This window comes from Arthrobacter sp. CMU6, from assembly GCF_059090205.1.
In genome coordinates this window covers 36,633-62,533 of record NZ_JBNHFL010000031.1, presented here as the reverse complement: position 1 = coordinate 62,533, position 25,901 = coordinate 36,633, and the positions used below count along the sequence as shown (strand labels likewise).

The 25,901-nt window shown below is 67.5% G+C and carries 26 protein-coding genes, 2 tRNA genes and 1 riboswitch; of the genes, 12 read left to right on the top strand and 16 right to left on the bottom strand.

All coding sequences use genetic code 11. The features are described 5' to 3' along the window. Window positions 1-102 precede the first annotated feature (102 nt). Window positions 103-1,929 (bottom strand): phosphoenolpyruvate carboxykinase (GTP), encoded by a 1,827-nt coding sequence (locus AC5RWD_RS19130; RefSeq protein ID WP_494021524.1) that lies wholly within the window; start codon window positions 1,927-1,929, stop codon window positions 103-105. A 279-nt stretch (window positions 1,930-2,208) separates the two neighbouring features. On the opposite strand from AC5RWD_RS19130, the gene AC5RWD_RS19125 reads away from it, so the two are divergent. Beyond that, window positions 2,209-2,282: transfer RNA gene (locus AC5RWD_RS19125), tRNA-Arg, on the top strand. 149 nt (window positions 2,283-2,431) lie between these two features. Here AC5RWD_RS19125 and AC5RWD_RS19120 read toward each other — a convergent pair. Next, window positions 2,432-3,160: a FadR/GntR family transcriptional regulator gene (locus AC5RWD_RS19120; protein ID WP_494021523.1), complete on the bottom strand. Its 729-nt coding sequence runs from the start codon at window positions 3,158-3,160 to the stop codon at window positions 2,432-2,434. A gap of 150 nt (window positions 3,161-3,310) precedes the next feature. Here AC5RWD_RS19120 and AC5RWD_RS19115 point away from each other — a divergent pair, with 150 nt between their 5' ends. The 5 genes from AC5RWD_RS19115 to AC5RWD_RS19095 all read left to right on the top strand — a co-directional run bounded on the left by AC5RWD_RS19115 (window position 3,311) and on the right by AC5RWD_RS19095 (window position 8,957). Continuing rightward, a complete protein-coding gene (locus tag AC5RWD_RS19115) occupies window positions 3,311-4,768 on the top strand; it encodes a dihydrolipoyl dehydrogenase family protein (RefSeq protein WP_494021522.1) in 1,458 nt (485 codons plus the stop codon). A 67-nt stretch (window positions 4,769-4,835) separates the two neighbouring features. After that, window positions 4,836-5,573, top strand: coding sequence for an ABC transporter ATP-binding protein (locus AC5RWD_RS19110; RefSeq protein WP_494021521.1), 738 nt, complete (start codon window positions 4,836-4,838; stop codon window positions 5,571-5,573). Beyond that, a complete protein-coding gene (locus tag AC5RWD_RS19105; protein ID WP_494021520.1) occupies window positions 5,570-7,606 on the top strand; it encodes a YhgE/Pip family protein in 2,037 nt (678 codons plus the stop codon). Before AC5RWD_RS19110 ends, AC5RWD_RS19105 begins: the two co-directional genes overlap by 4 nt. Beyond that, window positions 7,603-8,253: a TetR/AcrR family transcriptional regulator gene (locus AC5RWD_RS19100; protein ID WP_494021519.1), complete on the top strand. Its 651-nt coding sequence runs from the start codon at window positions 7,603-7,605 to the stop codon at window positions 8,251-8,253. Before AC5RWD_RS19105 ends, AC5RWD_RS19100 begins: the two co-directional genes overlap by 4 nt. Window positions 8,254-8,270: 17 nt before the next feature. Further along, complete coding sequence (locus AC5RWD_RS19095; protein WP_494021518.1) at window positions 8,271-8,957, top strand: hypothetical protein; 687 nt, start codon at window positions 8,271-8,273, stop codon at window positions 8,955-8,957. Between the two features lie 26 nt (window positions 8,958-8,983). Here the strand turns inward: AC5RWD_RS19095 and AC5RWD_RS19090 are convergent, their stop codons facing one another. The 5 genes from AC5RWD_RS19090 to AC5RWD_RS19070 all read right to left on the bottom strand — a co-directional run bounded on the left by AC5RWD_RS19090 (window position 8,984) and on the right by AC5RWD_RS19070 (window position 12,994). Then, on the bottom strand, window positions 8,984-10,411 hold the full coding sequence (locus tag AC5RWD_RS19090) for a D-alanyl-D-alanine carboxypeptidase family protein (protein ID WP_494021517.1): 1,428 nt from the start codon (window positions 10,409-10,411) through the stop codon (window positions 8,984-8,986). A 75-nt stretch (window positions 10,412-10,486) separates the two neighbouring features. Further along, window positions 10,487-11,014, bottom strand: coding sequence for a SixA phosphatase family protein (locus tag AC5RWD_RS19085; protein ID WP_494021516.1), 528 nt, complete (start codon window positions 11,012-11,014; stop codon window positions 10,487-10,489). Between the two features lie 61 nt (window positions 11,015-11,075). Further along, window positions 11,076-11,951 carry a winged helix-turn-helix domain-containing protein gene (locus AC5RWD_RS19080; protein ID WP_494021515.1) on the bottom strand — a complete coding sequence of 292 codons (876 nt, stop codon included), beginning with the start codon at window positions 11,949-11,951 and terminating at the stop codon, window positions 11,076-11,078. Between the two features lie 316 nt (window positions 11,952-12,267). After that, window positions 12,268-12,471, bottom strand: a complete 204-nt coding sequence (locus AC5RWD_RS19075; RefSeq protein ID WP_494021514.1) for a hypothetical protein — start codon at window positions 12,469-12,471, stop codon at window positions 12,268-12,270. A 97-nt stretch (window positions 12,472-12,568) separates the two neighbouring features. Continuing rightward, complete coding sequence (locus tag AC5RWD_RS19070) at window positions 12,569-12,994, bottom strand: hypothetical protein (protein ID WP_494021513.1); 426 nt, start codon at window positions 12,992-12,994, stop codon at window positions 12,569-12,571. Between the two features lie 57 nt (window positions 12,995-13,051). Between AC5RWD_RS19070 and AC5RWD_RS19065 the strand changes: the two genes are divergently transcribed. The 4 genes from AC5RWD_RS19065 to AC5RWD_RS19050 all read left to right on the top strand — a co-directional run bounded on the left by AC5RWD_RS19065 (window position 13,052) and on the right by AC5RWD_RS19050 (window position 17,623). After that, complete coding sequence (locus AC5RWD_RS19065) at window positions 13,052-13,792, top strand: response regulator transcription factor (RefSeq protein WP_494021512.1); 741 nt, start codon at window positions 13,052-13,054, stop codon at window positions 13,790-13,792. 3 nt (window positions 13,793-13,795) lie between these two features. Beyond that, the gene (locus AC5RWD_RS19060) at window positions 13,796-15,409 is read left to right on the top strand and encodes a sensor histidine kinase (RefSeq protein ID WP_494021511.1); all 1,614 of its coding nucleotides are present in this window, start codon (window positions 13,796-13,798) and stop codon (window positions 15,407-15,409) included. 94 nt (window positions 15,410-15,503) lie between these two features. Next, a riboswitch (cyclic di-AMP (ydaO/yuaA leader) is annotated at window positions 15,504-15,667 on the top strand. 5 nt (window positions 15,668-15,672) lie between these two features. Further along, a complete protein-coding gene (locus AC5RWD_RS19055; protein WP_494021510.1) occupies window positions 15,673-16,581 on the top strand; it encodes an aggregation-promoting factor C-terminal-like domain-containing protein in 909 nt (302 codons plus the stop codon). 829 nt (window positions 16,582-17,410) lie between these two features. Next, the gene (locus AC5RWD_RS19050; RefSeq protein WP_494021509.1) at window positions 17,411-17,623 is read left to right on the top strand and encodes a mannosyltransferase YkcB-related protein; all 213 of its coding nucleotides are present in this window, start codon (window positions 17,411-17,413) and stop codon (window positions 17,621-17,623) included. A gap of 67 nt (window positions 17,624-17,690) precedes the next feature. On the opposite strand, the gene AC5RWD_RS19045 is transcribed toward AC5RWD_RS19050, so the two are convergent. From AC5RWD_RS19045 to AC5RWD_RS19030, 4 genes are all read right to left on the bottom strand, one after another. Continuing rightward, window positions 17,691-18,371, bottom strand: coding sequence for an HAD-IA family hydrolase (locus AC5RWD_RS19045; RefSeq protein WP_494021508.1), 681 nt, complete (start codon window positions 18,369-18,371; stop codon window positions 17,691-17,693). Between the two features lie 46 nt (window positions 18,372-18,417). Further along, complete coding sequence (locus tag AC5RWD_RS19040; RefSeq protein ID WP_494021507.1) at window positions 18,418-18,795, bottom strand: VOC family protein; 378 nt, start codon at window positions 18,793-18,795, stop codon at window positions 18,418-18,420. Window positions 18,796-18,869: 74 nt separating this feature from the next. Further along, window positions 18,870-19,505 carry a uracil phosphoribosyltransferase gene (upp, locus tag AC5RWD_RS19035; protein WP_494021506.1) on the bottom strand — a complete coding sequence of 212 codons (636 nt, stop codon included), beginning with the start codon at window positions 19,503-19,505 and terminating at the stop codon, window positions 18,870-18,872. Window positions 19,506-19,517: 12 nt separating this feature from the next. Beyond that, entirely contained in the window at window positions 19,518-20,351 is an 834-nt protein-coding gene (locus tag AC5RWD_RS19030) for a phosphatase PAP2 family protein (RefSeq protein ID WP_494021505.1), read from the bottom strand. A gap of 61 nt (window positions 20,352-20,412) precedes the next feature. On the opposite strand from AC5RWD_RS19030, the gene AC5RWD_RS19025 reads away from it, so the two are divergent. Continuing rightward, complete coding sequence (locus tag AC5RWD_RS19025; protein WP_494021504.1) at window positions 20,413-20,919, top strand: nucleoside deaminase; 507 nt, start codon at window positions 20,413-20,415, stop codon at window positions 20,917-20,919. Window positions 20,920-20,939: 20 nt separating this feature from the next. Here AC5RWD_RS19025 and AC5RWD_RS19020 read toward each other — a convergent pair whose 3' ends face one another. Genes AC5RWD_RS19020 through AC5RWD_RS19005 form a run of 4 tightly spaced genes read right to left on the bottom strand, consistent with a single transcriptional unit; the run spans window position 20,940 to window position 24,834 of the window. Beyond that, the gene (locus AC5RWD_RS19020; RefSeq protein ID WP_494021503.1) at window positions 20,940-22,166 is read right to left on the bottom strand and encodes a DNA glycosylase AlkZ-like family protein; all 1,227 of its coding nucleotides are present in this window, start codon (window positions 22,164-22,166) and stop codon (window positions 20,940-20,942) included. A gap of 3 nt (window positions 22,167-22,169) precedes the next feature. Further along, window positions 22,170-23,333 (bottom strand): glycosyltransferase family 4 protein, encoded by a 1,164-nt coding sequence (locus tag AC5RWD_RS19015; protein WP_494021502.1) that lies wholly within the window; start codon window positions 23,331-23,333, stop codon window positions 22,170-22,172. A 7-nt stretch (window positions 23,334-23,340) separates the two neighbouring features. Further along, on the bottom strand, window positions 23,341-23,784 hold the full coding sequence (locus tag AC5RWD_RS19010; protein WP_494021501.1) for a 6-pyruvoyl trahydropterin synthase family protein: 444 nt from the start codon (window positions 23,782-23,784) through the stop codon (window positions 23,341-23,343). Window positions 23,785-23,787: 3 nt separating this feature from the next. Further along, window positions 23,788-24,834: a zinc-dependent alcohol dehydrogenase gene (locus AC5RWD_RS19005; RefSeq protein WP_494021500.1), complete on the bottom strand. Its 1,047-nt coding sequence runs from the start codon at window positions 24,832-24,834 to the stop codon at window positions 23,788-23,790. A gap of 149 nt (window positions 24,835-24,983) precedes the next feature. Between AC5RWD_RS19005 and AC5RWD_RS19000 the strand changes: the two genes are divergently transcribed. Next, window positions 24,984-25,073, top strand: a tRNA-Ser gene (locus tag AC5RWD_RS19000). A 377-nt stretch (window positions 25,074-25,450) separates the two neighbouring features. Here the strand turns inward: AC5RWD_RS19000 and AC5RWD_RS18995 are convergent. Continuing rightward, a complete protein-coding gene (locus AC5RWD_RS18995; protein WP_494021499.1) occupies window positions 25,451-25,804 on the bottom strand; it encodes a hypothetical protein in 354 nt (117 codons plus the stop codon). Window positions 25,805-25,901: the final 97 nt, after the last annotated feature.

Here is a 25,901-nt window from a genome sequence, read left to right as displayed (position 1 = left end):
CGGCCCCGCACCTTTTGAAGAAAAGGTGCGGGGCCGCCGTCGTACTTTTAGTTATCCCCCGCGTGGTCTAGGCCAGGTGGGCCCAAGCGGAGGCAGCGGGGACTAGGCCAGGCGGGCTTTCAGGCCGTCGAGCTCCTTCTGAAGCGCGGCCGGCAGGGATTCGCCGAAGTTGGCGAACCACTCCTCGATCGAGGCGAGCTCGGTCTTCCACTCGTCGGGATCGACGCGGACTGCTTCCTCAACCTGAGCGGGGGTCATATCGAGTCCCTCGAGGTCGATGGAGTCACCGGTCGGCACGAAGCCAATGGGGGTCTCGACGGCGTCGGCCTTACCTTCGAGACGCTCGATGGCCCACTTGAGGACACGGGCGTTGTCCCCGAAGCCCGGCCAGGCGAAGCCGCCCTCTGCCGTGCGGCGGAACCAGTTGACCAGGAAGATCTTGGGCAGCCGCTCCGGATTTGCCTTCGCCGAGAGGTTGACCCAGTGGTTCAGGTAGTCGCCGGCGTCGTAGCCGATGAACGGAAGCATGGCCATGGGGTCACGGCGGACCACGCCAACGGCACCGGCCGCAGCAGCAGTGGTCTCGGACGACAGGGTGGAACCCATGAAGATGCCGTTGGTCCAGTCGCGGGCCTCGGTGACCAGCGGGATGGTGGTCTTGCGGCGGCCGCCGAACAGGATGGCGGACAGCTCCACACCGTTCGGGCTGTGGTACTCCTCGGCCAGCATGTCGATCTGGTCGATCGGGGTGCAGAAGCGCGAGTTCGGGTGGGCTGCCGGCTTCCCGGACTCGGGGGTCCAGGAGTTGCCCTGCCAGTCGGTCAGGTGGGCCGGGGTTTCCTCCGTCATGCCCTCCCACCAGACGCCGCCGTCGTCAGTCAGCGCAACGTTGGTGAAGATGCTGTTGCCCTTGGCGATGGCGCGCATGGCGTTGGGGTTGGTGCCCCAGCCGGTGCCGGGTGCCACGCCGAAGAGGCCGGCCTCGGGGTTGACAGCCCGGAGTTCACCTTCCTTGCCGAACCGCATCCAGGTGATGTCGTCGCCGAGGGTCTCAACCTTCCAGCCCTTGATGGTGGGGTCGAGGAGGGCAAGGTTCGTCTTGCCGCAGGCGGACGGGAAGGCTGCCGAGACGTAGTACGTCTTCTGTTCCGGCGAGGTGAGCTTGAGGATGAGCATGTGCTCGGCAAGCCAGCCCTCGTCGTGGGCCATGACCGAAGCGATGCGCAGGGCGTAGCACTTCTTGCCCAGCAGCGCGTTTCCGCCGTAGCCGGAGCCGAAGGACCAGATGGAGCGCTCTTCGGGGAAGTGCACAATCCACTTGTCCGGGTTACACGGCCACGGGACGTCTGCCTGGCCGGCCTCCAGCGGAGCACCCAGGGAGTGCAGGGCCGGAACGAAGAAGGCGTTGGTCTCGGTGATCCGATTCAGGACGTCGGTGCCGATGCGGGCCATGATGCGCATGGAGGCAACAACGTAGGCGGAGTCGGTGATCTCGACGCCGAACTTCGGATCCTCGGCATCGAGGTGGCCCATGACGAACGGGATGACGTACATGGTGCGGCCGCGCATGGAGCCGGAGAACAGCCCGCGCAGCTTCTCCTTCATCTCCGCCGGGGCCATCCAGTTGTTGGTGAAGCCGGCGTCGTGCTCCTTCTCGGAGCAGATGAAGGTCTGCTCTTCGACGCGGGCAACATCGGCAGGGTCGGAGAACGCCGCGAAGGAGTTGGGGAACAAGTCCTGGTTCAGCCGCTGCAGGGTGCCGGCCGCGACGAGTTCATCAGTGAGGCGGGTGTTTTCTTCCTCGGAGCCGTCAACCCAATGAATCCGGTCCGGCTGGGTCAGCCCAGCGACCTCTTCAACCCACGCCAGCAGGCCGGCATGGGTGGTGGGTGCTTTCTCAAGCAGCGGCAGTCGCGCCAGGTGGGCCATTGCAGTTCCCTTCTTCGGGTTCAGTGGTGTGAGCTAAATGCTATTTCTGATGATCTGGACCAATTCGCTGTCAGACGTCGGATGTCCTGTGCGCCGGAAGGCAACTTCCGCGGAAATTCAAGGAATTTGGATTTAGGAAACTCGAAATTCGTGACGAAGGTCACATAGACCGGTCTAGTTGCGTAAATTACATGGTCCTCGATTTGGAACTGCAGCCGTCCTCGCGTAAAGTTATTCGAGGTTCGGGGCGAGCGAAAAGCTCGAACGGAACCGGAAGATGCGCCCATAGCTCAGCTGGATAGAGCGTCTGTCTACGGAACAGAAGGTCAGGGGTTCGAATCCCTTTGGGCGCACAAAGAGAAGGTCCGCAGCGGGAAACCGGTGCGGACCTTCTGCGTTAAGCCTGCCTGCGTTAAGCCTGCCTGCGTTAGGCCGGCCGGCGGGGCCGCACGGCGGGGCCGCACCCACCAGCCCGGCAACGCCCACTCCGGCCGCAGGCTACCTATTCTCCGACGGCCTCAACGATCCGCCCGCGGAATCCGTCGAAGTGGTGAGTCAGCTCGCGCGCGGCCCGGGCCTTGTCCCCGGCGGCGACGGCCGAAAAAATGTTCCGATGCAGGGCCGCGATCGCCGGAAGGTCCTCCGCACCAGGGCCGACCTCGGTGTATATCTTGCGGTAGACCTTCCAGAAGACGCCCAGCAGGTTGAGCAGCAGTTCATTGTTCAGTGGTTCAAAGAGCCTGCGGTGGAATTCGGCGTCGGCCTCCACGAAGGCCTCCCCCGCCGCCGCGCTCTGCTCCATGCGGATCACGGACTCCTCGATGACGGACAGCTGTTCGGCCGTCATCTCATCCATCGCACTGCCGATGAGGCCCGCCTCCAGTGCCTGGCGGACGTCCACAAGCTGCCGCGCTTCCATGCCGTGGTGCCGCAGGGACAGCCGCCCGCGGAATATCAGGCCGTCGGCGAGGGACTCGAAATTGCTGGGCGCGACGAACATTCCGAAACCGTGGCGGATCTCGATGACCCCCAGCGCCTGCAGGACCTTAAGCGATTCCCGCAGCGTGTTCCGGCCCACGCCAAGGGCGAGGCACAGCTCGTTTTCGGTGGGAAGGGCGTCTCCGGGCTCCAGTCCGCGGTCCAGGATCAGTTCCATGATGTCCGACTGCAGGGCACGCAGGCGGGCGTGGGCGCTGAAGCGGGCCGGCGGAACCACGCTGGAGGGCTGCATGGAGGACTCCTTTGCACTGTCCGTACTTTTCCTCACCGTAGCGGATGTCCCACGTCCCCGGAACGGGGCGTCCATTGTCCGGAAGGGCCAATTCATTGTTACGGCTGCGCCTGCCGAAATCCGCGTCAGGCGTGGGCGTAGTCTGATGCCATGCCACCTCTTGTTGAACGGGAATTCGATGTCATTGTGATCGGCGCCGGCGCGGCAGGCGAAAATGCCGCAGACCGGGCGGTGCAGGGAGGCCTGACAGCGGTCCTCGTGGAAGCCGAACTCGTGGGCGGAGAGTGCTCCTACTGGGCCTGCATGCCGTCCAAGGCGCTGCTGCGCCCGGGCACCGCGCTGCACGGGGCCCAGGCAGTTCCCGGGGCCAGCGAAGCCGTGACCGGAACGCTCGACGCGGCAGCGGTCCTCAAGCGGCGCGACTCCTTCACCTCCCATTGGCAGGATGCCAGCCAGGTGGAATGGGTGGAGGGCGCAGGCATCGAACTGATCCGCGGCCGGGCACGGATCACCGGTGAGCGGGCTGTCGGAGTAGCCGGACTGGACGGTGCCGATTACGCACTCACGGCGCGTCACGCCGTCGTCCTTGCCAACGGCTCCACGCCCAACCAGCCACCGGTAGACGGGCTGTCGGACGTTGAGTACTGGGGCACGCGGGAGGCCACCTCGGCTAAGGAGGTCCCCGAGCGGCTTGGCGTGCTGGGCGGCGGCGTCTCCGGCACGGAGCTTGCCCAGGCCTTTGCCCGCCTCGGGTCCAGGGTCACTCTGATCGCCCGCAGCAGGCTGCTGCGCAGCTTCCCCGCCGCGGCTGCGGAACTGGTAGCCGCTGGCCTGCGGGCCGACGGAGTGGAGCTCCGGCCTGACACCAGGACCCGCAGCGTCTACAGGAACGCCGACGGTTCACTGACGCTCACACTCGACGGCGGCGACACCGTCACGGTGGACCAGTTGCTGGTAGCCACCGGCCGGCGGCCCGCACTGGACGGGCTTGGGCTGGAGAGCGTAGGGCTGTCCGCCAGTGACGGCAAACCCCTGGCGATCCGGACGGACTCGACCGGCCTGGTGGCGGAAGCGGCGGGCAACGATGACGGCCCATGGCTTTATGCGGTGGGCGACGCAGCGGGCAAGGTGCTGCTGACCCACCAGGGCAAATACGAGGCGCGGGCCACCGGCGCCGCCATCGCGGCCCGGGCGAAGGGCGAGCTTCGCGGGGACCCCGGGCCGTGGAGCCGGTATGCGCAGACGGCCAACGAACACGCCATTCCCAACGTGGTGTTTACCGACCCCGAGCTGGCCAAGGTCGGCAGGTCGCTGGAGCAGGCACGCAAGGACGGCTACAACGCATCATCGGTGGAGCTTCCCATCGCCGTGGCGGGTTCCTCCCTGCATGCCAGCAACTATGACGGCTGGGCGCAGCTCGTGGTGGATGAGAACCGCAAGGTGCTCCTCGGCGCAACGTTCGCCGGGCCGGACGTCGCCGAACTCCTGCATGCCGCGACGATCGCCGTTGTGGGGGAGGTTCCGCTGGACCGGCTCTGGCATGCCGTGCCCTCCTACCCGACCATCAGCGAAGTCTGGCTGCGGCTGCTGGAGAAGTGCGGCCTCTGATTCTTATTTGAACTGACTAGTCAGTTCAGTTAGCCTTGAAGCAGACAACTTCTGCGAAAGGCTCCCTTTGCTCTGCGCACGACAGCTCAGCGTGAAAGGCCGGCGGCTCGAGCTCCTGCCGCCGACTTCCCTGCAGGTGGCCCGCGGCGAACTGCTGCTGGTGACCTGTGACCGCCAGGACCAGCGGACGGCCCTCGCCCTGGTCCTCAGTGGCCGGATGAAGCCCGACGGCGGCACCGTCACCTGGGACGGCTCAGCCGGGATCAGGCCCCTGCGGCGCGCCAGCGCCCTGGTGGACTCCCCCGACGTCAATGAACCCGAACAGCACCTGAGCGTCGCGGATCTCGTCACGGAGGACCTTGCCCTGATTCCCCGCCGATACCGTGGCGCCCTGCTCAGCAGGCCGTGGCTGAAGGTCAACCGGTTCGAGGATGTGGCCGGCATGTGGACGGAGCAGCTGCCTGCTGCCCGCCGCACCGAGCTCCTCACGGCGCTGGCCCTCGCCGACCCCGGCACGGACCTCCTCGTCATGGACTCCCCCGACCGGCATGGCGCCGACCCCGCCGACTGGCTGCCGCGGCTCACCAAACTGGCGTACGACGGCGGCCGGCCCCTCGCCGTCGTGGCAACCGTCACGGCCCTCCCGGACGGCTGGACCGGACCGTCCGCAGCACTCGGCAACGCGGACAGCCGACTCTCCGCTTCGCCCGGGGAGAGTTTTTGTCCAGATAATGGCCGCAAAACGCCCCCGAAGTCCGATTATCTGGACAAAAACTCCAGCCTGAACGGTGAGGTGGGCAAGTGACCGTCTTGCGGCTGGCGCGCTCCGAACTCAAGCGCATGACTGGCGGGCTGCTGCCCAAGCTGACCATCCTGGCCCTGACCCTGGTGCCGCTGCTCTACGGCGCGGTGTACCTCTATGCCAACTGGAATCCGTACGGCAACCTCAACCGGATCGACGCCGCGCTCGTGGTGGAGGACGCCGGGGCGGCCACCGGCAATGGAGCGCGGCTGGAGGCCGGGCAGAAGGTGGCGGACAACCTCCTGGACGGGCACGTGTTCAACTGGCAGACGGTCCCGACCGCCGCAGAGGCGGACCAGGGCGTCAGCGACGGGAAGTACGCATTCGCGCTCAAGATCCCCAAGGACTTCTCCGCCAACCTCGCCTCGCCCGGCAGTTTCGATTCTGCCACCCAAGCCATGCTCAACGTCACCACCAACGACGCCAACAATTACCTGCTGAGCACCATCGTGGACAAGCTGACCACGGCAGTGCATGGGTCGGTGGCCAAGGAGGTCGGCGCCGAGACCGCCAACCAGCTCCTCACCGGGTTCGGCACCATCCATACCCAGATGGTGAAGGCAGCGGACGGTGCCGCCCAGCTGGCCGACGGCGTCACCCGCCTCCGCGACGGCACGGTCACCCTGCATGAGGGAACCGGGAAGCTTGAGGCCGGAGCTGCCGACCTTCACAGCGGCCAGATCCGGCTCCGTGACGGGGCCAACGGGCTTTCGGCCGGCGCCGGGCAGCTGAGCGGAGGGCTGGCGGAGCTGCGGGACGGGACGGCCGGACTTCCGGCGGACTCGCAGCGCCTCGCTGACGGTGCCGCGCAGGTTGCGGCCGGAAACGCGACGCTGAACACCAAGGTGCAGGACGCCGTCGGGCAGCTCGAGGCTGCTGAAAACGGTCTCCGTGGCCGCCTGCAGGAGTCCAACAAAAAGCTGGTGGCCGCCGGGGTCCTGACCCAGGAACAGGCGGACAAGGTGCTCGCGGAAGTTGATTCCGCGGCTGCCTCCGGCCCGGTCAGCGATGCCAGGGCGAAGATCCAGGCAGACGCCGCGCAGATCCAGCAGCTTACGGACGGGTCAGCTGCGGTCAGTGCCGGTGCGGCGCGCCTGGCCGCCGCCACCCCTGCGCTGACTGGCGGCATCTCGAGCGCGTCCGCCGGGGCGGACCGCCTGGCGGCCGGCGCATCGGCGCTGGCGTCCGGTGAGCAGGCGGCGGTGGACGGTACCGCCGCCCTCTCGGCCGGCGCCCAGAAGCTCGACGACGGTGCGGCGCAACTGGAGAGCGGAGCCGGCACCGCCGCGGCCGGTGCCGGGAAACTGGCTGACGGGCTGTCGCAGGGCGCCGGCAAGGTCCCGCACCCCGACGACTCGCAGAAGAGCAGCCTCTCCGCCGTGATGTCCGACCCCGTGTCCGTCAGCAACGTCTCACAGGCAAAGGCCGGCTCCTACGGTGCAGGACTCGCCCCCTTCTTCATGACCCTGGCCCTGTGGATCGGCATCTTCATGCTGGTCCAGGCCATGCGGCCCATCACCCAGCGCGCCCTGGCCTCCAACGCGCCGGCCTGGAAGATCGCCGTCGGTGGCTGGCTTCCGTTCCTGGCGGTGTCTGCCGTGCAGGCAAGCCTGCTCACGGTTGTCGTCAATGCGGGCCTTGGGCTGCATCCTGCCCATCCCTGGCTGATGTGGCTGTTCCTGCTGGCAGCCGCCATGGCATTCAGCGCCATCATCCAGGGCGTGGTGGCGCTGCTCGGTTCGCCGGGCAAGCTCGTGGTGCTCATCCTGCTCGTGCTGCAGCTGGTCTCCTCCGGCGGCACCTTCCCGTGGCAGACCACGCCTGAGCCGCTGCACGCCGTCCACCGGGTCCTGCCCATGGGTTACGTGGTGGACGGCATGCGGCACCTGGTCTACGGCGCAGACCTGTCCCTGATCCCGGCCACCGTGGCGGGGCTGTTTGGCTACACTTTGCTGGGGATAGCCCTTTCAACGCTGGCCGCCCGCAGGAACAAGTCCTGGACCCTTAAGACCCTGAAACCGGAGATTGCCGTATGAGCACGCTGGAGGCGGACCAGGAACCCGTTGCGCCGCGGAAGCTCCGCCCCGGGCGGACCAACGCCACGAAGCAGAAACTGTTCGAGGCATCCATGGACCTGATCGGGGAACGCGGCGCGTCAGGGGTGACGGTGGACGAGATTGCCGCCGCGGCGGGCGTCTCCAAGGGGACTGTCTACTACAACTTCGGCAGCAAATCCGACCTGATTGCCCAGCTGTTGCGGCACGGTGTGGACATCCTCGAGGCCAGGCTGCTCAGCGTGAAGGGCGGCACCGCGGACCCGCTGGCCGGCATGGAGGCGATGATCGGCCAGGCCATGGACTTCATGGCCGAGTATCCGTCCTTCGCCCGGTTGTGGGTGGGCGAACAGTGGCGCACCCCGAGCGAATGGCAGGACACCTTCGCAGAGCTCCGGACCCGCCTGCTGCAGGTGATCGGCACGGCAATCGAGGGCGTTGCCGCGCAGTACCCGGTGGACGACACGATTTCCCGGGGAAGCCTGGAAGCTGCCGTGTTTGGTGCGTGCTTTGTGGTGGGCCTGGACCGCCAGACGTACAAACCGGAACGGAGCCGTGACCAAAGCGTTGCAGCCATCATGACAATCATGCGCGGCTACGTGCTGAAGGGACCCGATCCTCAGGGATGATTAGTCCCATGCGCCACATGGGTAACAGCGGAAAGACAGCGATCGGTGCGTTTGCCGCAGCAGCAGGGCTGCTGGTGCTGACGGCCGTCACGCTGGAGGAGGCCGCATTGCTCGCCTTCCTGGGCGCCCTGGCCGTGGGGTATCTGGCGTCCGTGGCGGAAGCCTTTGCCCGGCGCCGCTACCTTGCCCTGTTGGCAGGCGGCGCCGGAACCAGCCTGTTCATCGGCTGCAGCATTGCCTTCCTGCGCATGTGGGGGCTGGCCTTCAACCAGGACGCAGCAGCCCTGGGCAAGGCCGTGACCACCCGGGATTCGGACATCTACTTCTACCTGGCCGCGGCTTCGGGATGCGTGACCCTGCTGGTGTTGTTCTGCGCCGCGGTCTGGCCGTCCCGCCAGCGGCTCCGGCACGAGGAACCCACGCGGCCCACCGGCACTCCCAGGCCTGCCGGCACCGCCAAGGCCCGGAGCACCAGCCCGGCCCGCACCACCAAAAGGCCGGCATCCGCATCCACAACCCGGGCGCCGCAAGCCCCGGCACGTCCTGCGGCACGGCTTCCCGCAGGCGCCCGGCAGTCAACCCAGCGGACAGGCCAGCAGAAGCCGGCCCAGCGGACAGCCGCACCAAGGCCTGCCGCGCCACGTCCGTCCGGCACGCGTACGAACAGCACCGGGAAACCGGACGGCAGCAAACCCCGCCGCTGAATCCGGCAACACGCAGTCCGCGCCCGTCAGCGGAAGATGTTAAACGACTGCCAGCCCGGCCCGACGGAGCGGATACCCGTGAACTGGCTGTTGCCCAGGCTGTAGTAGACGAGCCGCCCGTCAGTGCTCTTCGCGGCAAGTCCGCGGGTCCCCGGCCCCTGGAACCCGAACGACGCGTGCGACTGGACCAGCGCATTCCAGCCTGTCCCCACCCGGCGGCGGGATTCCGCGGTGAACTTTCCGGCGCCGTCGGACCTGTACAGCAGGAGTTCGCCGGACGCCCGGGTGACCAGCAGATCCTGGCGGCGGTCATTGTCGAAGTCGGCCATGGCCAGTTTCATGCCCTGGAATCCCTGCCCGAGCCGCAGCCGCGCGCTGAGCGCCCCACCCGTGGCGTTCGGGTAGAAATACATGGCGCCATCCGCTGCGGCGCCCACCACGCCCGGGTAGCGGCTGCCACTGTGCCACTTGCCCACGGTGATGTTCATGGACTGCCAACCGGCGCTGCCCACGCGTATCGGGCTGAGGAATCCGCCGGAGAGCTTGCCGCGGTACACGGAGAGCGTCCCGGTCTTCCACTGGGCCACGGTGTCGTTCACGCCGTCGGCATTCCAGTCAGCGACGAAGCCGGCCTTCAGGCCGGACCAGCCCGGCCCGATCCGAACGCGGGTGCCGAAGCCGCCCCGGCCGTTGGCAGGATAGGACCAGAGCACGCCGCTGGAATCGGCAGCGAGCACGTCGGCCCCGCTCCTGATGGTGGGGCGGGCGGAAAAGAACTGTTCCATGGTGGCGATGGCCCGGCTCTTCATGTCCGCGGCCAGCGGAACGCCGACGAATCTCAGGTGCCACGGTTCATACGTGTAGCCGGTGATGCCGGAGTATCCCTGCGGGTAACGGACGATGAAGCCATAGCGGTGGGCGTTCGCCGCCACCCACCGCCCCCCCGGCGTGGTCCCGAAGCACGCGGTCAGGCCACAGGCGCCGCCCGCGTTGCCGATGTCCGCCGCCAGCCCGGTCTGATGCTCACTGTAGCCGGGCTTTGCCGAAATCTGGTCGGCATAGGCCTGCCCGTACATCTGCACGTAGGAGCTGTACAGGGCACTCTGGGACGCGTAGGACCGGTAGCCGCTGATGACCTCCAGCGAATGTCCTGCGGCACGCGCCCCCGCGAACAGCTGGCCCAGGGCACCTGCGACCTGCCGGCGCAGCAGGTGACCGGTGCCGTTCCAGCTGACTAGGTCTGACGGCGCGAACTGCCGGGGGTTCAGCGGGCGGGACTTGTTCACCAGGACCCACGCATGGCCGGGGTTCGACACCACCTGTGTGGACAGCGGCTCGCCGGAAGGTGCCGCGGTTGCCTGCTGTGCCCCGGCGGCAAGCATGATCAGAACAACGACGGCGGCAGCGCACCGCCGGGCACCGGCCCGCCACCGGGCGGATACGGAATTCAGCATGGCGGCCCTTCCCCACTAGACGACGCTGGGGACAAGCCTACTCGCAGTCGCAAACGCCGGCGCAAATGTGCAGGGCTAGTGTGCGCGCGGGACCTTGAAGTGCGTGAGCTTGGCGTCCTGGCCATCCAGTTCGGCCCAGGGCTTATCTGTCTCCAGCACCGTCAGCCCGCTCGTGGGAAACCGCGTGGCGGCATCCATATAGGCGTCGTGGTTGGAATCCCGCGATGCCAGATGCATGGCCAGGTCCTGCACGCCGGGCATGTGGGAGATCACCATCAGCGTGGTCACGGTGTCCGGCACATGGTTGATGACCGCAAGCATGCGCAGCGCGGAGGCGGCGTAGAGGCCGTCCTCAAGTTTCGGCGTCGGGGCTTTCTCACCGAGTTCACTGCACACCCACGTGCACGTCTGCCGTGTCCGCAGCGAACTCGAGCACAGGATGAAATCCGGGACGATGTTGTGCTTCAGCAGCCATTTGCCGGCAAGCGGAGCCTCGCGGTGGCCGCGTTCCTCCAAGGGACGCTCGTGGTCCGCTACCCCGCCCGGCCAGTCGGCCTTGGCGTGGCGCATAAGGACCAACCGCTTCTTATGGTGCGCACTCATGGCCCAAGCCTAACGCCAGCAGCCTGGCCTGGCCGGGAAGCCAGCAATCGTGCTGAGGAGGCTAGATCGAGTACTCCGGAGCGGCCCAGACAACGACCTCAGGGTGCTCGTAGAAGCGGTAGCCCTGGCCGCGGACCGTGCGGACGGTGTTGGCGAGACGGCCGAGCTTGGAGCGGAGGCGCCGGATGTGGACGTCGATGGTGCGCTCGTTCGGCACTTCTTCGGCGTTGCGCCACAGGCCCTCGAGCAGTTCGTCGCGGCCCACGGTGCGGGTGCCGTTCTCCACGAGGTAGTTGAGCAGCTCGAATTCCTTGAATGTCAGGTTCAGGGACTCGCCGTCGAGGTGCACTTCGCGGCGGGCGAGGTCGATCAGGACACCGGAGGGACGGGGATCCTGGGCCGGCTGCACGCGGGCAGTCTCGGTGCGCTGCCGGGCATTGACGGTGGGGTCACCAAAGGTGGAACGGACCACGTCGAGCGCCGAACCAGGTGCGCTGGCCGGTGCGACGGCGACGGCGGCGTAGCTCTCGGCACCGGTCACCAGCGACTGGGCGTAGGCCCGGATCTCTTGGGCAAGCTTGGCTATCGAGGTGCCGGCGGCAGCCGCGGTTTCCTCGTCAATGCCCATGTACAGGACGAACCCGCGGGCGACGTTTTCGTTCGGCACCGGGCGGACCGGGGCGGTGGCAGCCGGGGCCACAAGAGGCGTGGGCGCGGTCAACGGCGCGGCTTCCTCAGCCGGCACGGCGCGCAGCTGGCCGTACGAATTGGGGTTGTAGCCCTGCGGTGCGTAGCCCGGGGCCGCGGGAACGGCATTGGCCTGGCCTGCGGGGGCGAAAGCGGGGCGGGCGCCGAATCCCTGGCGCAGTCCCTGCGCCTGGCCTGCCTTGTTGGCGTTACGGACGGAGATGTGGACGTATCCGGATGCAACTGACATGAATGCTTACCTCAATGTGAATGGCCGTCATCGCGGCTCGAATGCTTGGGTCCCCGCAATGATTCTGGGGAGGGGCGCCCTACGCTGGGCTGGGGGCGAATGCCTAAAAACTTCGTGGGGTGGTGAAAGTTAGGCGTGCATTCGACAACAGCGCATGTCGGCAGCAACGGGTGTGCTGGGCCAGTATTCTGCGGCTGCAGGTGCTGTTGAGTTCTTGTTCACATTTGAAAGTGTGCAACGTAACAATGAAAACTTGCAAGTAACAATGGACCGAACCGTCCGCATGCTGAGACAAACGGCTCTTTTGTGTGGTAAATCACAGTTTTGCAAGTGGCCATTTTTTTGATTTATTTTCCTGAACGGACGGTCGGAAAGCTGCCCCTACAGAATCTTCTTCGATTTTTCCAGAAATACGCGCTGAATATTCAATGACATCTGAATTGCCGGAAACCAGCAGCCCCGATACGCCGATTGTCCAGCTATGACGCAGGCGGGACGGAACTTTTTTGCCCAAGCGCACGTAGCGCCCGGGGTCAAATCCGCAGGACTGCGGCGTCAGCGCCAGGTTCGGCCAGGCGCTGCGCCCTCCAGCACTAAGCTGCGCCGTCCAGCACTGATCAGCTGGACTGGCTCGAGCCGCTGGTTCCCGCTTGCGCTGTAGTCCCGCTCACCTGCACGTTCTCCGCTGCGAAGGCCGAGCCATCCTTGCCGGCCACAATCCGCACAGTGGCCCCGGAAACGATGTCGGCCACTGTCAGGTCGCCGGTGGCTGACTGCTGCCGCCTCTGCAGCAGGTTGCTCACCACCGTTTCGTCGCTGAGTGTGTAGGTGCGCGTGATGCCCCAACCGGCGCCCGCGGCGCCGTCGGCGGGAGCCTGGGCGCCGCCGGCACCCCAGCCGGCGTACGGAGTGGCGGAGGCCGGAGAGTTCGCGGCCAGGAAGTTGGGGTCGCCGCCCGGGGCGGCTGGGTTCGGTGCGGCGGCGTGCGGTGCGGCACCTGAATGCGTACCTGGGCCCTTCCAGCTCGCTAGGCTGGGATTCACAGCCCGCGCACAGGGTTGCCAAAGCGGCGGCTAAACACCAGTACGGAGAGTTGTCACATGGCCACTTCGCACTCCATGACCAACAACCTTCCCCACTTGACCCACCCGGACGGCTCCCCTATCCGCGCCCTTGTGGTTGACGACGAGCCGAGCCTCTCCGAGCTCATGAGCATGGGCCTGCGCATGGCCGGCTGGTCGGTCGCCGTCGCTGCCGACGGCCCCGAGGCCGTAAAACTCTCCAAGGAGTTCCGCCCGGACGTGCTGGTGCTTGACGTGATGCTTCCCGGGTTCGACGGCGTCGAACTCCTGGGCAGGATCCGCGCCTTCGCGCCGGAAGTCCCGGCCCTCTTCCTCACCGCCAAGGACGCGGTGCAGGACCGCATCGTAGGTCTCGCCGCGGGCGGCGACGACTACGTCACCAAGCCGTTCAGCATGGAGGAAGTCCTGCTGCGCCTGCACCGGCTGGTCCAGCGCTCCGGCGTGGCCGCCATGGATTCCGCTGAGCTCGTGGTGGGCGACCTGGTCCTGAACCTCGACACCCGCGAAGTCACCCGCGCCGGCGACGAGCTGCAACTGACCGCCACCCAGTTTGAACTGCTGCGCTATCTCGTGGAGAACCCCAAGCGTGTGGTCAGCAAGGCGCAGATCCTGGACCGGGTGTGGAACTACGACTTTGGAGGCCAGGCCAACATCGTCGAACTGTACATCTCGTACCTCCGCAAGAAGGTGGATGCCGTGCATCCGCCGATGATCCACACGGTCCGCGGCGCGGGCTACGTCATCAAACCGGCAGAGTAGGCCGTGGCAAACCTTTCCGTGGCAGTCCGTTCCCAGCGCCGAAGCTGGCTGAAGCCGGGTACCTGGCATCTGCGCACCCGCCTGGTCCTGGTGGCCATGGCGCTACTGGTGGCGATCTGCGGAGCCATCGGCCTGTTCAGCTACGCCTCGATGGACTCGTTCCTTACCCAGCAGCTGGACAAGCAGCTCACGGAGGCGGCCCGCCGGTCAAGCGACTTCGGCCGGCCGCCGTTGGCAAATCCCGACACCAGGCCCGACCCCCTGGGCGCCCGCGGCCAGCGCGTCGGCACGGTAACGGCCAGGATCGAAGACGGCACAGTCATCAGCGCCGGTTTCATTACCCCCGACGCCACGGTCGCCTCGCTGTCTGCGGACGACGACCAGGTTCTCCTGGAGCTCCGCCGCGACGGCGTACCGATCGAACGCACACTGTCCTCCGGCACCTACCGGCTGGTGGCGGCACAGGCGCCCTACGGGGATGTCATCGTCACCGGGCTGCCCCTGGCGGAAAAGCAAAACACCCTGACATCGCTCGTGTGGACCATCACGATAGTCTCGCTGGGCGGACTCGTGCTGATCGGCCTGGCGGGGACGGTGCTCATCCGCCGCACCATGAAACCGCTGGAACAGCTCTCCGAGGTGGCCACCCAGGTCTCGCGCCTGCCGCTGGACGCCGGCGAGGTGGCACTTGCCGTCCGCGTCCCGCCGTCGAACGCCCATCCCGGAACGGAAGTGGGCAGCGTGGGGCACGCCCTGAACCAGATGCTGGACAACGTCTCCAACGCGCTGGAAGCGCGGCAGGAGAGCGAAATGAAGGTGCGGCAGTTCGTGGCGGACGCCTCCCACGAGCTCCGGACACCGCTCACCGCCATCCGCGGCTACACCGAGCTGATGCGCATGACCGAAAAGTTCACCCCGGACGGCCAGCGGTCCCTTGCGCGCGTGCAGAGCCAGTCAGAGCGCATGACCGCCCTGGTGGAGGACCTCCTGCTGCTCGCCCGGCTCGATGAGGGACAGCCGCTCAAGCTCAGCGACGTTGACCTCACGCAGCTCGTCATCGAGACGGTCAGCGACGAAAAAGTCATGGCACCGGACCGGGCGTGGCACCTCGACCTTCCGGAGGAACCTGTGACAGTCCGGGGCGACGCCTCACAGCTGCACCAGGTCCTCGTGAACCTGGTCTCCAACGCCCGCAAGCACACGCCGTCCGGCACCACTGTGACCACCGGGGTGATGCGGTCCGCCGACGGCAGCGCGGTGATTTCAGTCACAGACGATGGCGCCGGCATCCCGCCCGAATTCGTGGACAAGGTGTTCGCGCGCTTCGCCCGCGCAGACGCGTCGCGGGCGACGCCGGTGCAGCCGCCCCTGACGCCGGCAGGCACCGCGGCGAAGGATTCTGCGGCCGATGGCCAAAGCGCCGGAACGGCCCTGCGTACCGCGGCAGCACAGGGAGAACGGGGGGTTGCCTCGGCGGAGGGAACCAGTGGCCTGGGCCTGTCCATTGTGCAGTCCATCGTGGAGGCGCACGGCGGCACGGTGGAGGTCACGTCCCGGCCCGGTCGGACGGAATTTGCTGTCCGGCTGCCCATGCAAGGCGCCGCGCCGGCGTCATGATGTCCGTTACCTAAATGTGACTTAATCAAAAGCCTCCTGTACGGTCGATAACGTGCGGCCGCCACTAGAGTCGCATGTCCGGATTGACGCCCAGCTCTGCCGCTTCCCGGATTCCGCTAGATCAGGCAGAGGCGGGGGAACCAGAGTCCCGGGCTTTCCGCATTAGCCCTTGGGGTGAAGCCGACACGTGCATTTTCCGTGCGGCCGGATGACCTCATCCGAACCCGACAGCTAACTCCGCAGGTGTTGAGAGGCAATCCACCATGTCTGAATTTAAGCCACAGGTGCGCCCTGAGCGCGCCTCGCATAAGTCTGGCCGCACGATTTCCCGGCACCGCGCCGACGATGCCCAGCCTAAGACTGCATTTGGCCGTTTCGCTGCTGGCCTTCCGTCCTTCGGGCGCCGGGCAGCCGTCCTGACCACCGCCGCCGCCGTACTCGTTGGCGTCGGCGCCGCAGGCCAGGCGGCAGACCAGGCCGCGCCGTCCGCGTCTTACACCTCCGCGTCTTACACATCCGCGGCCACGGCTGACGCGGGGCAGACGCTGAGCTTCGATAAAACGCTGATTTCCGCCCTCCCGGCCCCGTCCGCGGCGTCCATCGCTCCGCAGTCCGCCGACAAGGAGGCCACGGCCAAGGCTGCTGCGGCAAACAAGGCCGCCGCTGCCAAGGCGGCCGCTGCGAAGGCCGCCGCTGCCAAGACTGCCGCCACCAAGGCCGCTGCCGCACAGGCTGCCGCCGCGAAGGCCGCAGCTGCACAGGCTGCCGCCACCAAAGCCGCAGCCGCCAAGGCTGCCATCACCAAGGCCGCCGCTGCCAAGGCTGCCGCTGCCAAGGCCAGGGCCGCTGCGCCCGTGGCCCTGAACGATCCCGCCGGAGCCCAGGCCTACGCGGCCAGCAAGCTGGGGTCCTTCGGCTGGTCCGCCGACCAGATGCAGTGCCTGAAGCGGCTCTGGACCAAGGAATCGGAGTGGCGCACCACGGCCACGAACGCCAGCAGCGGTGCCTATGGCATCGTCCAGTCTCTGCCCGCCGAGAAGATGGCGAGCGCCGGGGCGGACTACCGCACCAACTACCGCACTCAGATCAACTGGGGCCTGGACTACATCAAGGAACGCTACGGCTCCCCGTGCGGTGCGCTGAACTTCCACCTCGCCAACAACTGGTACTGACCGGTTGCCGCGGCCGAACCGGTTGACGCCGCGCATTTCTGCACCGCTCTAGGGTGTCCGGTATACGGGCGAGAGGCCCCGGATCCACCAGGATCCGGGGCCTTTCTGCTGTCCCCGCCATGCCCGCGGGGCCAAAGTGGCGCAGAAATGCGAACTCCACAGCCCCCGCACAGCTTCGCCCCAAAAGCCTCATAACAGCGGAACGAGTGCGGGAACGTATCGCGCAAGTAGGCGTGCAACCGGCGCAGGCACTCCTCCAGGTCGCGTTCCTCGTTGTAGACCGGGATGGTCACGTCCAGGACCGGTACCGCGGCGGCGGTATCGATGGGGAGCCTGGTCCACAGCGGCGCACTGCCGGGAGGCACGACGCCGCACCGGCGGGTGCGGCTGTGGTCCGGAGGCCTGGTCAGTGATGGTTATGCATCCAACAGTGGCCGCCGCCGCGTGTGCCTGATGAGGGTCTGCGCCGGGGCGTGTCCGTGTGCTGGTCTTCGCGTTGTTGGCCGTGATTCTGCTTTTGCCCCCGCTCGCACCCGGCGCCGGACCCGGCAGGGCTCCACGGCGTACGCCGGCGCTGCCGCGGTTGCGGCGGCGCTCGCCGCGCCGCTGGCCTGCTCCCTCACCACCGCGGCGACCACCCATTCCGGCGCGATCGTCAGTGCCGGACCGTCCGCGACCGGAGCCCGCGGCAACCTCGCCGGACTGGGCAACTTCGGCCGCCAGGGCACTCCCGCCGGACCGGGTATCCTAGCGAATCCGGGCGCCCTGGCGAATCCGGGCACGGTTAATTCCGGCGTCCGGTTACCAGCTTGCCGCCGAACTGCCGGTCATGGCCGTCGGAGGCTTCAACGGGACCGATCCCGCCCCCACGCTGGAGGAGTTCCAGCAGCTCGTGGCGGACGGCAGGATCCATTACTTCATCGGCGGAAGCATGATGCAGGGTGAAACCGGGTCCGACGCGGCGGTGCGGATCTCGGAGTGGGTGGCGGCCAGCTTCCAGGCCCAAACCATCGGCGGCGCCACCGTGTACGACTTGTCCTGACGGGAACATGCTTTTGGACCCATGCCGTTGGCCCAGGGACAGCTGGCCCAGCGACAGGTCAGGCGCGCTACAGCCGCAGCGAGATAGCCGGGCGCCCGTCCTCACCGGTCTCCACGGACGCGGAAACGGCAGTGTAGTCCGGAATGTGCAGCACGCCGTCGGGAAGGACGCCGGTGTTCGGGCCCACCGCTACGGTCCGGATGCCGGCCGCAACTCCTGCCGCGATGCCGGCGGGAGCGTCCTCGAACACCACCGCCTCCGAGGGGTCGGCCCCCAGCAGGGACGCCCCGAGCAGGTAACCCTCCGGATGCGGCTTGCCGCGGGAGACGTTCTCGGAGGTGACAACCGCCGCCGGCATCGCCACCCCGGCCGCCGCCATCCGGACGGTGGCGAGGTCGCGGGACGCCGAGGTCACCAGTGCCACGGCGCCGGCCGGCAGGGAGTCGAGCAGCTGCAGGGCACCCCGCACCGCGACGATGCCGTCGGTCTCGGTCAGCTCCATGTGTCCCAGCTCGGCGGCCAGGGCGTGGATGTCGGCACCCTCGGGAGCGAAGCGGCGGACGGTATCCAGCGCCCGCACTCCGTGGGAGGTGCGGAGGATTTCCGCGATATCAAGGCCGTAGCGTCCGGCAAATTCTGTCCACACGCGCTCCACGATGGCCGTGGAATCCACCAGGGTGCCGTCCATGTCGAACAGGACGGCACGGGCTGTCAGCGTGATGGTGGCGGAGTCGGCAGGAAGGCTCATGGCTTCCATCCTGCCTCATCCGGTCTGCAGGCGCGCCCTTTGTGACTCAGCCGTTCGGCCGGTTGGGGAGGTACTGCACCGCCCACTTGTTGCCGTCCGGGTCGGCGAAGTAGACGAAGTGGCCCCAGTCCTGGACGTCCACGTCACTCACGTCCACGCCGTTCGCCTTGAGCTGGTCGTGGGCGGCGTTGATGTCGCTCACCACCAGCTGGAGGCTGGGTGCCGTGCCCGGAGGAGCATCGTTGAGGCCCTCCCCAATGGCGATCGAGCAGCCCGAACCAGGCGGGGTCAGCTGGACGAAGCGAATGCCATCCATGGGCCGCTCGTCATAGTCGGCGTTGAAACCGACCTTGTTGACGTAGAAGTCCTTGGCGCGGTCCACGTCGGACACGGGTACGAAGACGAGTTCAAGTTTCCAGTCCATGGTGCACAGGCTAGCCGGGGCGCCCTGCGCTCCGGAAGGCCTCCGCCGGTGAACTTTGCCGGTGGAATTAAGGTCTAACCGGCGATGCCGTAGAGCCGGTCGCCCGCGTCACCCAGGCCCGGCACGATGTAGGCCTTCTCGTTCAGCTTCTCGTCGATGGAGGCGAGGACGATGGTGACGTTGGCGTCCTTGTGTTCCTCCTCCAGTTTGGCCAGGCCCTCCGGCGCGGCCAGCAGGCAGATGCAGGTGACATCAGCGGCGCCGCGCTTGAACAGGAACTTGATGGCTTCACGCAGGGTGCCGCCTGTAGCGAGCATGGGGTCCAGGACAAAGATCTGGCGGTCGGAAAGATTCTCCGGCAGTCGCTCCGCGTAGGTGATGATATCCAGGGTTTCCTCGTCGCGGGCCATGCCCAGGAATCCCACTTCGGCGGTGGGGACCAGCTTGGTCATGCCCTCGAGCATGCCCAGCCCGGCGCGCAGGATGGGGACCACCAGCGGCGTGGGCTTGGTGAACGCGGTGCCTACCGTCTTGGCGACCGGGGTTTCGATGGTGACCGGCTGGGTGCGGACGTCGCGTGTGGCCTCGTAGGCGAGGAGCGTGACCAGCTCCTCGGTGAGCTGGCGGAAGACCGGCGAGGGGGTGTTCTTATCCCGCAGGACGGTGAGCTTGTGGGCGACCAGCGGATGGTCCACGACGAGTGTGCGCATGGGTCAAAACTATCACCCGGGGCTTGCCTCCCCGCCCCGGGTTCCGGCTCCTCCCGCGGCATCGGGAGTGCCCTGAAGGCGCTCCTTTTGCTCGGCCTTGCTGCCCTTGAGATGGGCCGGGTGCTCGAACGTGGGCGCGGGGCCGGCATGCTCCCGCCGGCGGATGACATGGAACAGCCGGTGGGCCAGGATCACCACGCCCACCCATGCCGCCCCGATCAGCCAGGCTGCCATCACGTCCGTCAGCCAGTGGTGGCCGAGGAACACACGGCTCAGTCCCATGGCGATGATGAACACCGCGCCCGCGATGATCACCCACGTCCGTGCCGAGGTCTTCCGGAACTCCAGGCACACCAGGTACACCACGATGCCGATCACCACGGTGGTGTTCAGCGTGTGCCCGCTGGGAAACGACGGTGAGAATTCAAACGGCGGGACGGCGTCAACATGGTCGGGACGGGTGCGGCCCAGCAGCGTCTTGCCCACGCTGGTGGCGGTGATCGAGACTGCCGCTGCGCCGCCCACCAGGATGAGCGGCCGCCAGCTGCGGCTGACATAGATCAGCCAGGCCACCAGGATGCTCGCCAGGATGGGCATGCCAATACCGCCGCCGATGTTCGTGAAGGCCGTAACAGCCGAGTCGAGTCCGGGGTTCCGGTATTCCTTGGCGAGCTGGAGGGCGGGTTTGTCCAGCCCCGAAACGCCGTCCTGGTCCACGACGCTGTTGTATACCTCGGCACTGAGGAGCGTCAGGGAGACCACCAGGAAGCCTCCGATGATGAGGGTGATCCACAGGGCCGCGTAGGGCCCCAGCCACCTGCCGTACCGCTCAGTCAGGGACTTCATCGTTACTCCCGGCGCTTGCGTGTGTCCAATGCTAAGTATCCTTCGAAACTATCATTGACCCATGGCCCCGGCAGATCCGCAACACCTGGAATGGATGGGCCTTGCCCTCGAAGAAGCCCGGCGGGCCCTGGCAACCGAGGACGTGCCGATTGGCGCCGTCGTGATCGGTCCGGACGGGACGGTCCTGGGTAGCGGACGCAACGAACGCGAGGCCTTCGGGGACCCCACTGCACACGCCGAGGTGGTGGCCATCCGTGAGGTTGCCGCCCGGCTGCGGGAACGCGCGGCTCTCGACGGCGGCCGGGGCGACGGCTGGCGGCTGGAGGACTGCACGCTGGTGGTGACCCTGGAACCGTGCGCCATGTGCGCCGGAGCGATCGTGCTGGCCAGGATCCACCGTGTGGTGTTCGGGGCCTGGGATGAGAAGGCCGGGGCGGCGGGCTCCGTGTTCGACATTCTGCGCGAACGCCGCCTGAACCACTGGGTGGAAGTCTATGCCGGCGTGCAGGAGGAGGAATGCGGCCTGCTGCTGCGGGAGTTCTTCGCGGCGCACCGCGCCAGCAGTTAGATGCCGGGGAACCTGTCCGGTTAGCTGCCGGCGGCGTCCAGGGCGTCGAGCCGCTCCTGGCGGGACGCTGGCGAATCCAGGCTGAAGGAGCGGAAGTCGCCCAGGTCCTCCCGGATCCACGCCTCAACCTCAGCGATGCGCTGATCGACGGCGGGCGTGCGGCCGGCAAAGAGCCAGGCCGCGATCCTTTCCTTGCCGGGATCGTACTGCCAGAGCCCGATTATGGTGCCGCGGTCAACAATGGGGTGGTCCGGGAGGTCCGCCTGCAGCGCCAGGGTGGCGTTCAGCAGCTTCCGGTCCCGGTCCGCGTCCGCAAACAGGTCCGCCGCGTTCCGGCGGTGCAGCACGAGCGAATCGGTGCCTGCCAGCAACTGGATCTGCTCCCGGTCCGGCGGACTGAAGTCCGCGAGGCGTTCGACGTCGGCTGGCAGCATCCAAAGCACGTCGCCCGCGGCGGTAGGAACCTCCACGGCCGCGACGGCGGCGAGCGCCGCTTTGGTGTCGGTGAGGGTGAAGCCTGTAAACCACTGGGATTGCTTGATGGTGGCGCCGCCCGTCCAGCCGAGGTAGCGGCGGATCAGTTCCTCGCGGGCGCCCTCCGGGCCGAGCCGGCTGGGCGGCAGGCCCCACAGCGTGTAGGCATAGCGCTGCTGGTCCAGCCTCCCGTTGACCGGGACGCGGCGGATCCGGCCGTCTGCCTGCAGCAACCCCAGCGCGGTGGGCAGCGTGGTGGCGGCCCCCTTCTTCTTGCCTTCCTCGCCCAGGCTGCGCACCGACTCCCCCAGCTCCTCCTTGAGCTGCCTGGGATCGAGCGGACCGTCGGCTTCGCCGAGTACGTGCAGGATCTGTTCCTCCAGCAGCGTGATCTCGCCGCGGTCCACGCCGAGCCGGGCCAGCACCCGGAAGGCCTCTTCAGCGCTCTTGCCAAGGCTCAGCGCCCAGTCGAAGTCCTCCCCGCCCAGCACGTAGGTGCAGCCGCGCGCGGTGGGCAGTTCGTGGATCCTGAGCTCGCGCACGTCCGTGTCCACCTGGTCCCGGCGGATTCCGGCACGGGCGAAGAGGGTCAGGTAGGGGTTGGCGCCGCCCACGGACCGCGCCCAGCCCGCCGAGGCGAGCACCTCCTGCGACGTGCGGCCTTCGAGGGTGCCGTCCAGCCCCTGCCGGTGCCAGGCCCACGCCCGGAGCAGCTCCGGGGTGAGGGCTGCGGCGGTTTCCAGGGTGGCGGCAGTCGGGACGTGGCTGGTCATTCCTCATTCTCCATCAGCAGGCGGTTGCGAGGAATGGCCACCCGCCGATGCTTCCGGCGCCACATAGCCGAGCACCTGCCGCGCCGTGGCATCCCAGCCGGGCAGGAGGTCCCGGCCGGCGACGGCCCGCCGCCGCCACTCGGCCCGCAGCGCGGCGTCCGTGAGCCAGCTGCGCAGCAGGACCGCCAGCGGCTCGGGGTCCCCCTCCCCGGGCTCAGGATCCCCGGCGTCACCGAGTTCGACGACGGCGCCAGGCAGGGTGGGCGCCGCACCTTCCGGGGCCCCCGGCGGAGTCTCTGCACCCAGTCCCAGCGCTTCCACCGCACCGGTGCCAGCCCGGACGATGACCGGCACCCCGCGGGCCACCGACTCGGTGACCGCCATGCCGAAAGCCTCCACCCTGGAGACCAGCAGGCTCAGATCAGCGGCGTACCACTGCTGCTCGAGCGGCTCGCCCGTCAGTTCGCCCGGCAGCTCGACCCGGCCGCCCAGCCCGTGCCGTTCGACCGCCGCCGCGACCTGGCGGGCGTAGTCGGGGTCCGCCGTAGCTGAACCCACGAGGACTGCCGTCCACTCCAGGTCCTGCAGCCGGGCCAGCGCACCGAGGAGAACAAGCTGGTCCTTGTTGGGCAGCAGTGCGGCCACGGCAAGCAGGCGAGGCGGCTCGGACCCGCGGGCCAGCCGGCCGCGTGCGGTTCCCGGCAGCGCCGCGCGGACGCCGTCCAGGCCGTGCCGCCGGCTGATCTCGGCCGCGGCCGAGCCGCTGGTGCAGATCACGCCGGCAGCCGCGCGGAGCGCCCGGACTTCGAGGTCCGGAAAATCGTCCAGGGGCATGTGCAGCAGGACCCACGGCGCATGGCCGGCGGCGGCAGCAGCCTCCATCGCCTCGGGGGCTCCGGACGCCACCAGACCGTCAACGATCGTGACCGTGTTGGCGGGCACCGCCCCAGCCGGGCCCCCTGCCGCGGCTCCTGAACCGAGCAAGCCGGCCAGCCGGCGTCGTTCTTCCTTGCTGCCCACCGGCCAGTGGCCGGCGACCGGCTGGATGGTTACCCCGGCTCCCAGTTGCTCGAGGCCCTGCACCAGCGCGGCGTTGTAGACGTTGCCGCCGGAGTTGTGGCGGATGTTCGCCGGTACCAGGAGCCGGATTGACGGTGGGGGCTGCATGGCGGCCTCAGCGGCGCTCGAACTCGGCGCCCTGGGACTCGGCGGCCCGGGACTCGGGGGCCTCGAACTCGAGGGCATAGCTCGCCCAGGCGTCGGGGTTTTCCCGCAGGGTGACGTCCAGGCCGGCGAGTTCCCGGCCGTCCTTGTCCTCCCGCAGGCGCTCTGCGACGCCACCGGCAATGTACTGCGCCAGCGCCTCGGTGGTGCTCAGTTTCCCGGCGAAGTCCGGGTGGTCGTCCAGGTTGCGGTAATTGAGCCCGGCCAGCACCTCTTCGATCATGCTGCCGGCAGCGCCGATGTCCAACACGATGGCGTCGTCATTGAGGGCACGACGGCGGAACGTCACCTCCGCCACGAAGGTGGCGCCGTGCAGGCCCTGGGCAGGCCCGAACGCCTCTCGGGGAAGGCTGTGGGCAATCATGAAGTGGCGGCGAACGGTCAGGCTGAACAATGGTTACCTCGCTGTTTCGGTGGTGGGACTCTGGCGGTCTTCGGTCAGGGGATCATCAGCGCCCGGGTACTCAATCACATGGCACAGCGCCTCGAGCCGGCCGCCGGACAGGTCCTGGACCACGCCGGGCAGTTCGGCGAACGCCGAGGCACCGGTGAGAAAGGCGTCGAACACCGGATCAGCCAGCAGGGACACGGCGAGGTCCAGCCGGTCGGCGTTGGTCCGGCGGTGCCTGCGGGCCCGTGCGACGGCGCCCACCTGGCTTGCCCGGATGGACAGCCTGCGGGCGTGGAAGTCCTCGCCAAGCGGGATCGTGATTTTCCGGTCGGCGTACCAGGACATCTCGATGATGTCGCCCTCATCCCCGACGAGCTTCAGGCTGCGCTCCAACCCGCCTTCGGACGCGGAGCAGTGGAACACAATGTCGCAGTCCGGCAGCGCGTCGTCCGGATGCGCGAAGTCCACTCCCAGCGCTTCGGCGAGGTCCTTGCGGCCGGGGTCCAGGTCGACCAGCTGGAGCCGCGCCAGGGGAAACGTGCGCAGCAGCGTGGCCACCATGCCGCCCACCAGCCCGGCGCCGATCACGGCGACGCGGTCGCCCAGCCTCGGCCCCGCCTCCCAAAGGGCGTTCACGGCCGTCTCCACCGTGCCGGCGAGGACCGCGCGGCGGGGAGGAACGCCGTCGGGAACCCTGGTGAGCGCCGACACCGGCACCACATAGCGGTCCTGATGCGGGTACAGGCAGAACACGGTCTGCCCTACCCAGTCATCCGGGCCCTGCTCCACCACCCCCACAGACAGGTAGCCGAACTTCACGGGCGAAGGGAACGAGCCCTCCTGGTGCGGGGCGCGCATCTCCTCGGCGACGCAGGGCGGAACGGCGGCCTGGTGGACCACGAGCTCGGTGCCCTTGCTGATGCCCGAGTACAGCGAGCGCACCAGGGCCTCCTCCGGGCCGGGGGCGGGCAAGGCCTCGCTGCGCAGTTCACCCCGGCCGGGGCCCACGGTCCAGTATGCGGTTGCTTTGGTCTGCTGCTGGGAAGTAGTCATCTTGCTTATGAATCTACTGCCCGGCCCCGATTTCCGGGAAGATGCCTCCCGGCGTGGCCGCTCCGAACGCCGGGCCACCCACTGTATTCGCCGGCGAAAGGCATGCCGTTTTGGGGATGCGGGCCATGCTCCGGTACCCTATTCAGGTTGGTGACGTGTCCGAGCGGCCGAAGGTGCAACACTCGAAATGTTGTTTGGTGTAAAAGCCAACGTGGGTTCAAATCCCACCGTCACCGCCACGTAGCAAAGGCGTCTGGATCGTTGATTTCTCAACGGACCGGGCGCCTTTTGCTTTTGCCCGCCTACTCTCTCCGCTGCGTGGCGGCTGCCGGGCCACTCCCGTGCCCGGGGCGGCGGCCCGCTCATTCCCCGGTTCACAGAGCGGGCCACCTACCGAAGCCGTAGATCCAGGAGACCCGTTACGGCGACGGTAGCGGGATAATACCGCCGCCGGCTTGGGAAAAGGTGGCGCCGATTTGAAACCTAAGCAAGCTTTCCATTAGTTTTGACAGCGACGCTCCGTGTTCCCCCATATGCGGAGCGGTTGCCTAGAAGAACCCCGCTGCACTCCGGTGCAGCGGGGTTCTTCGCTGTGCATGCCAACAGCTGGTGGCTGCTACTCGGAGCCGGACTTCTGTTCCCGGTCGAGGATGTTCTTCTTGATCTCGTCCAGTTTCTCCTTGATGACCCGCTCCGCATCCGAAATGGTCTTTCCCGCGCTGCTCAGCGGATCCAGCTGCACATACACCTCGTGTGCCGCCGGCAGGTCGTACTCATCCTTCAGGTGCGTGCCGCCGCCCACCCCGTCCAGGGTCAAGTACACCTGGGCGTCGGTGCGGGCGATTCCTGCGATCCGGCCGAACACCACGGTGAAATCGTTCGGCTGAAAGCTCACCGTCTGTCCGACGTGGCTGCGGTCAAGCTCCCCCGCCGTCACGGCCTTCTCATACTGGCTTCCGCTGTAGTTCATCGCTACTCCTCAATCTGGGCGTCGTGACTTACGCCAGCAGTCTATGGCGGACGGGCGGCACGCGCTTGAATGGTGGCAGATCTTTTCGCGGGCAGGA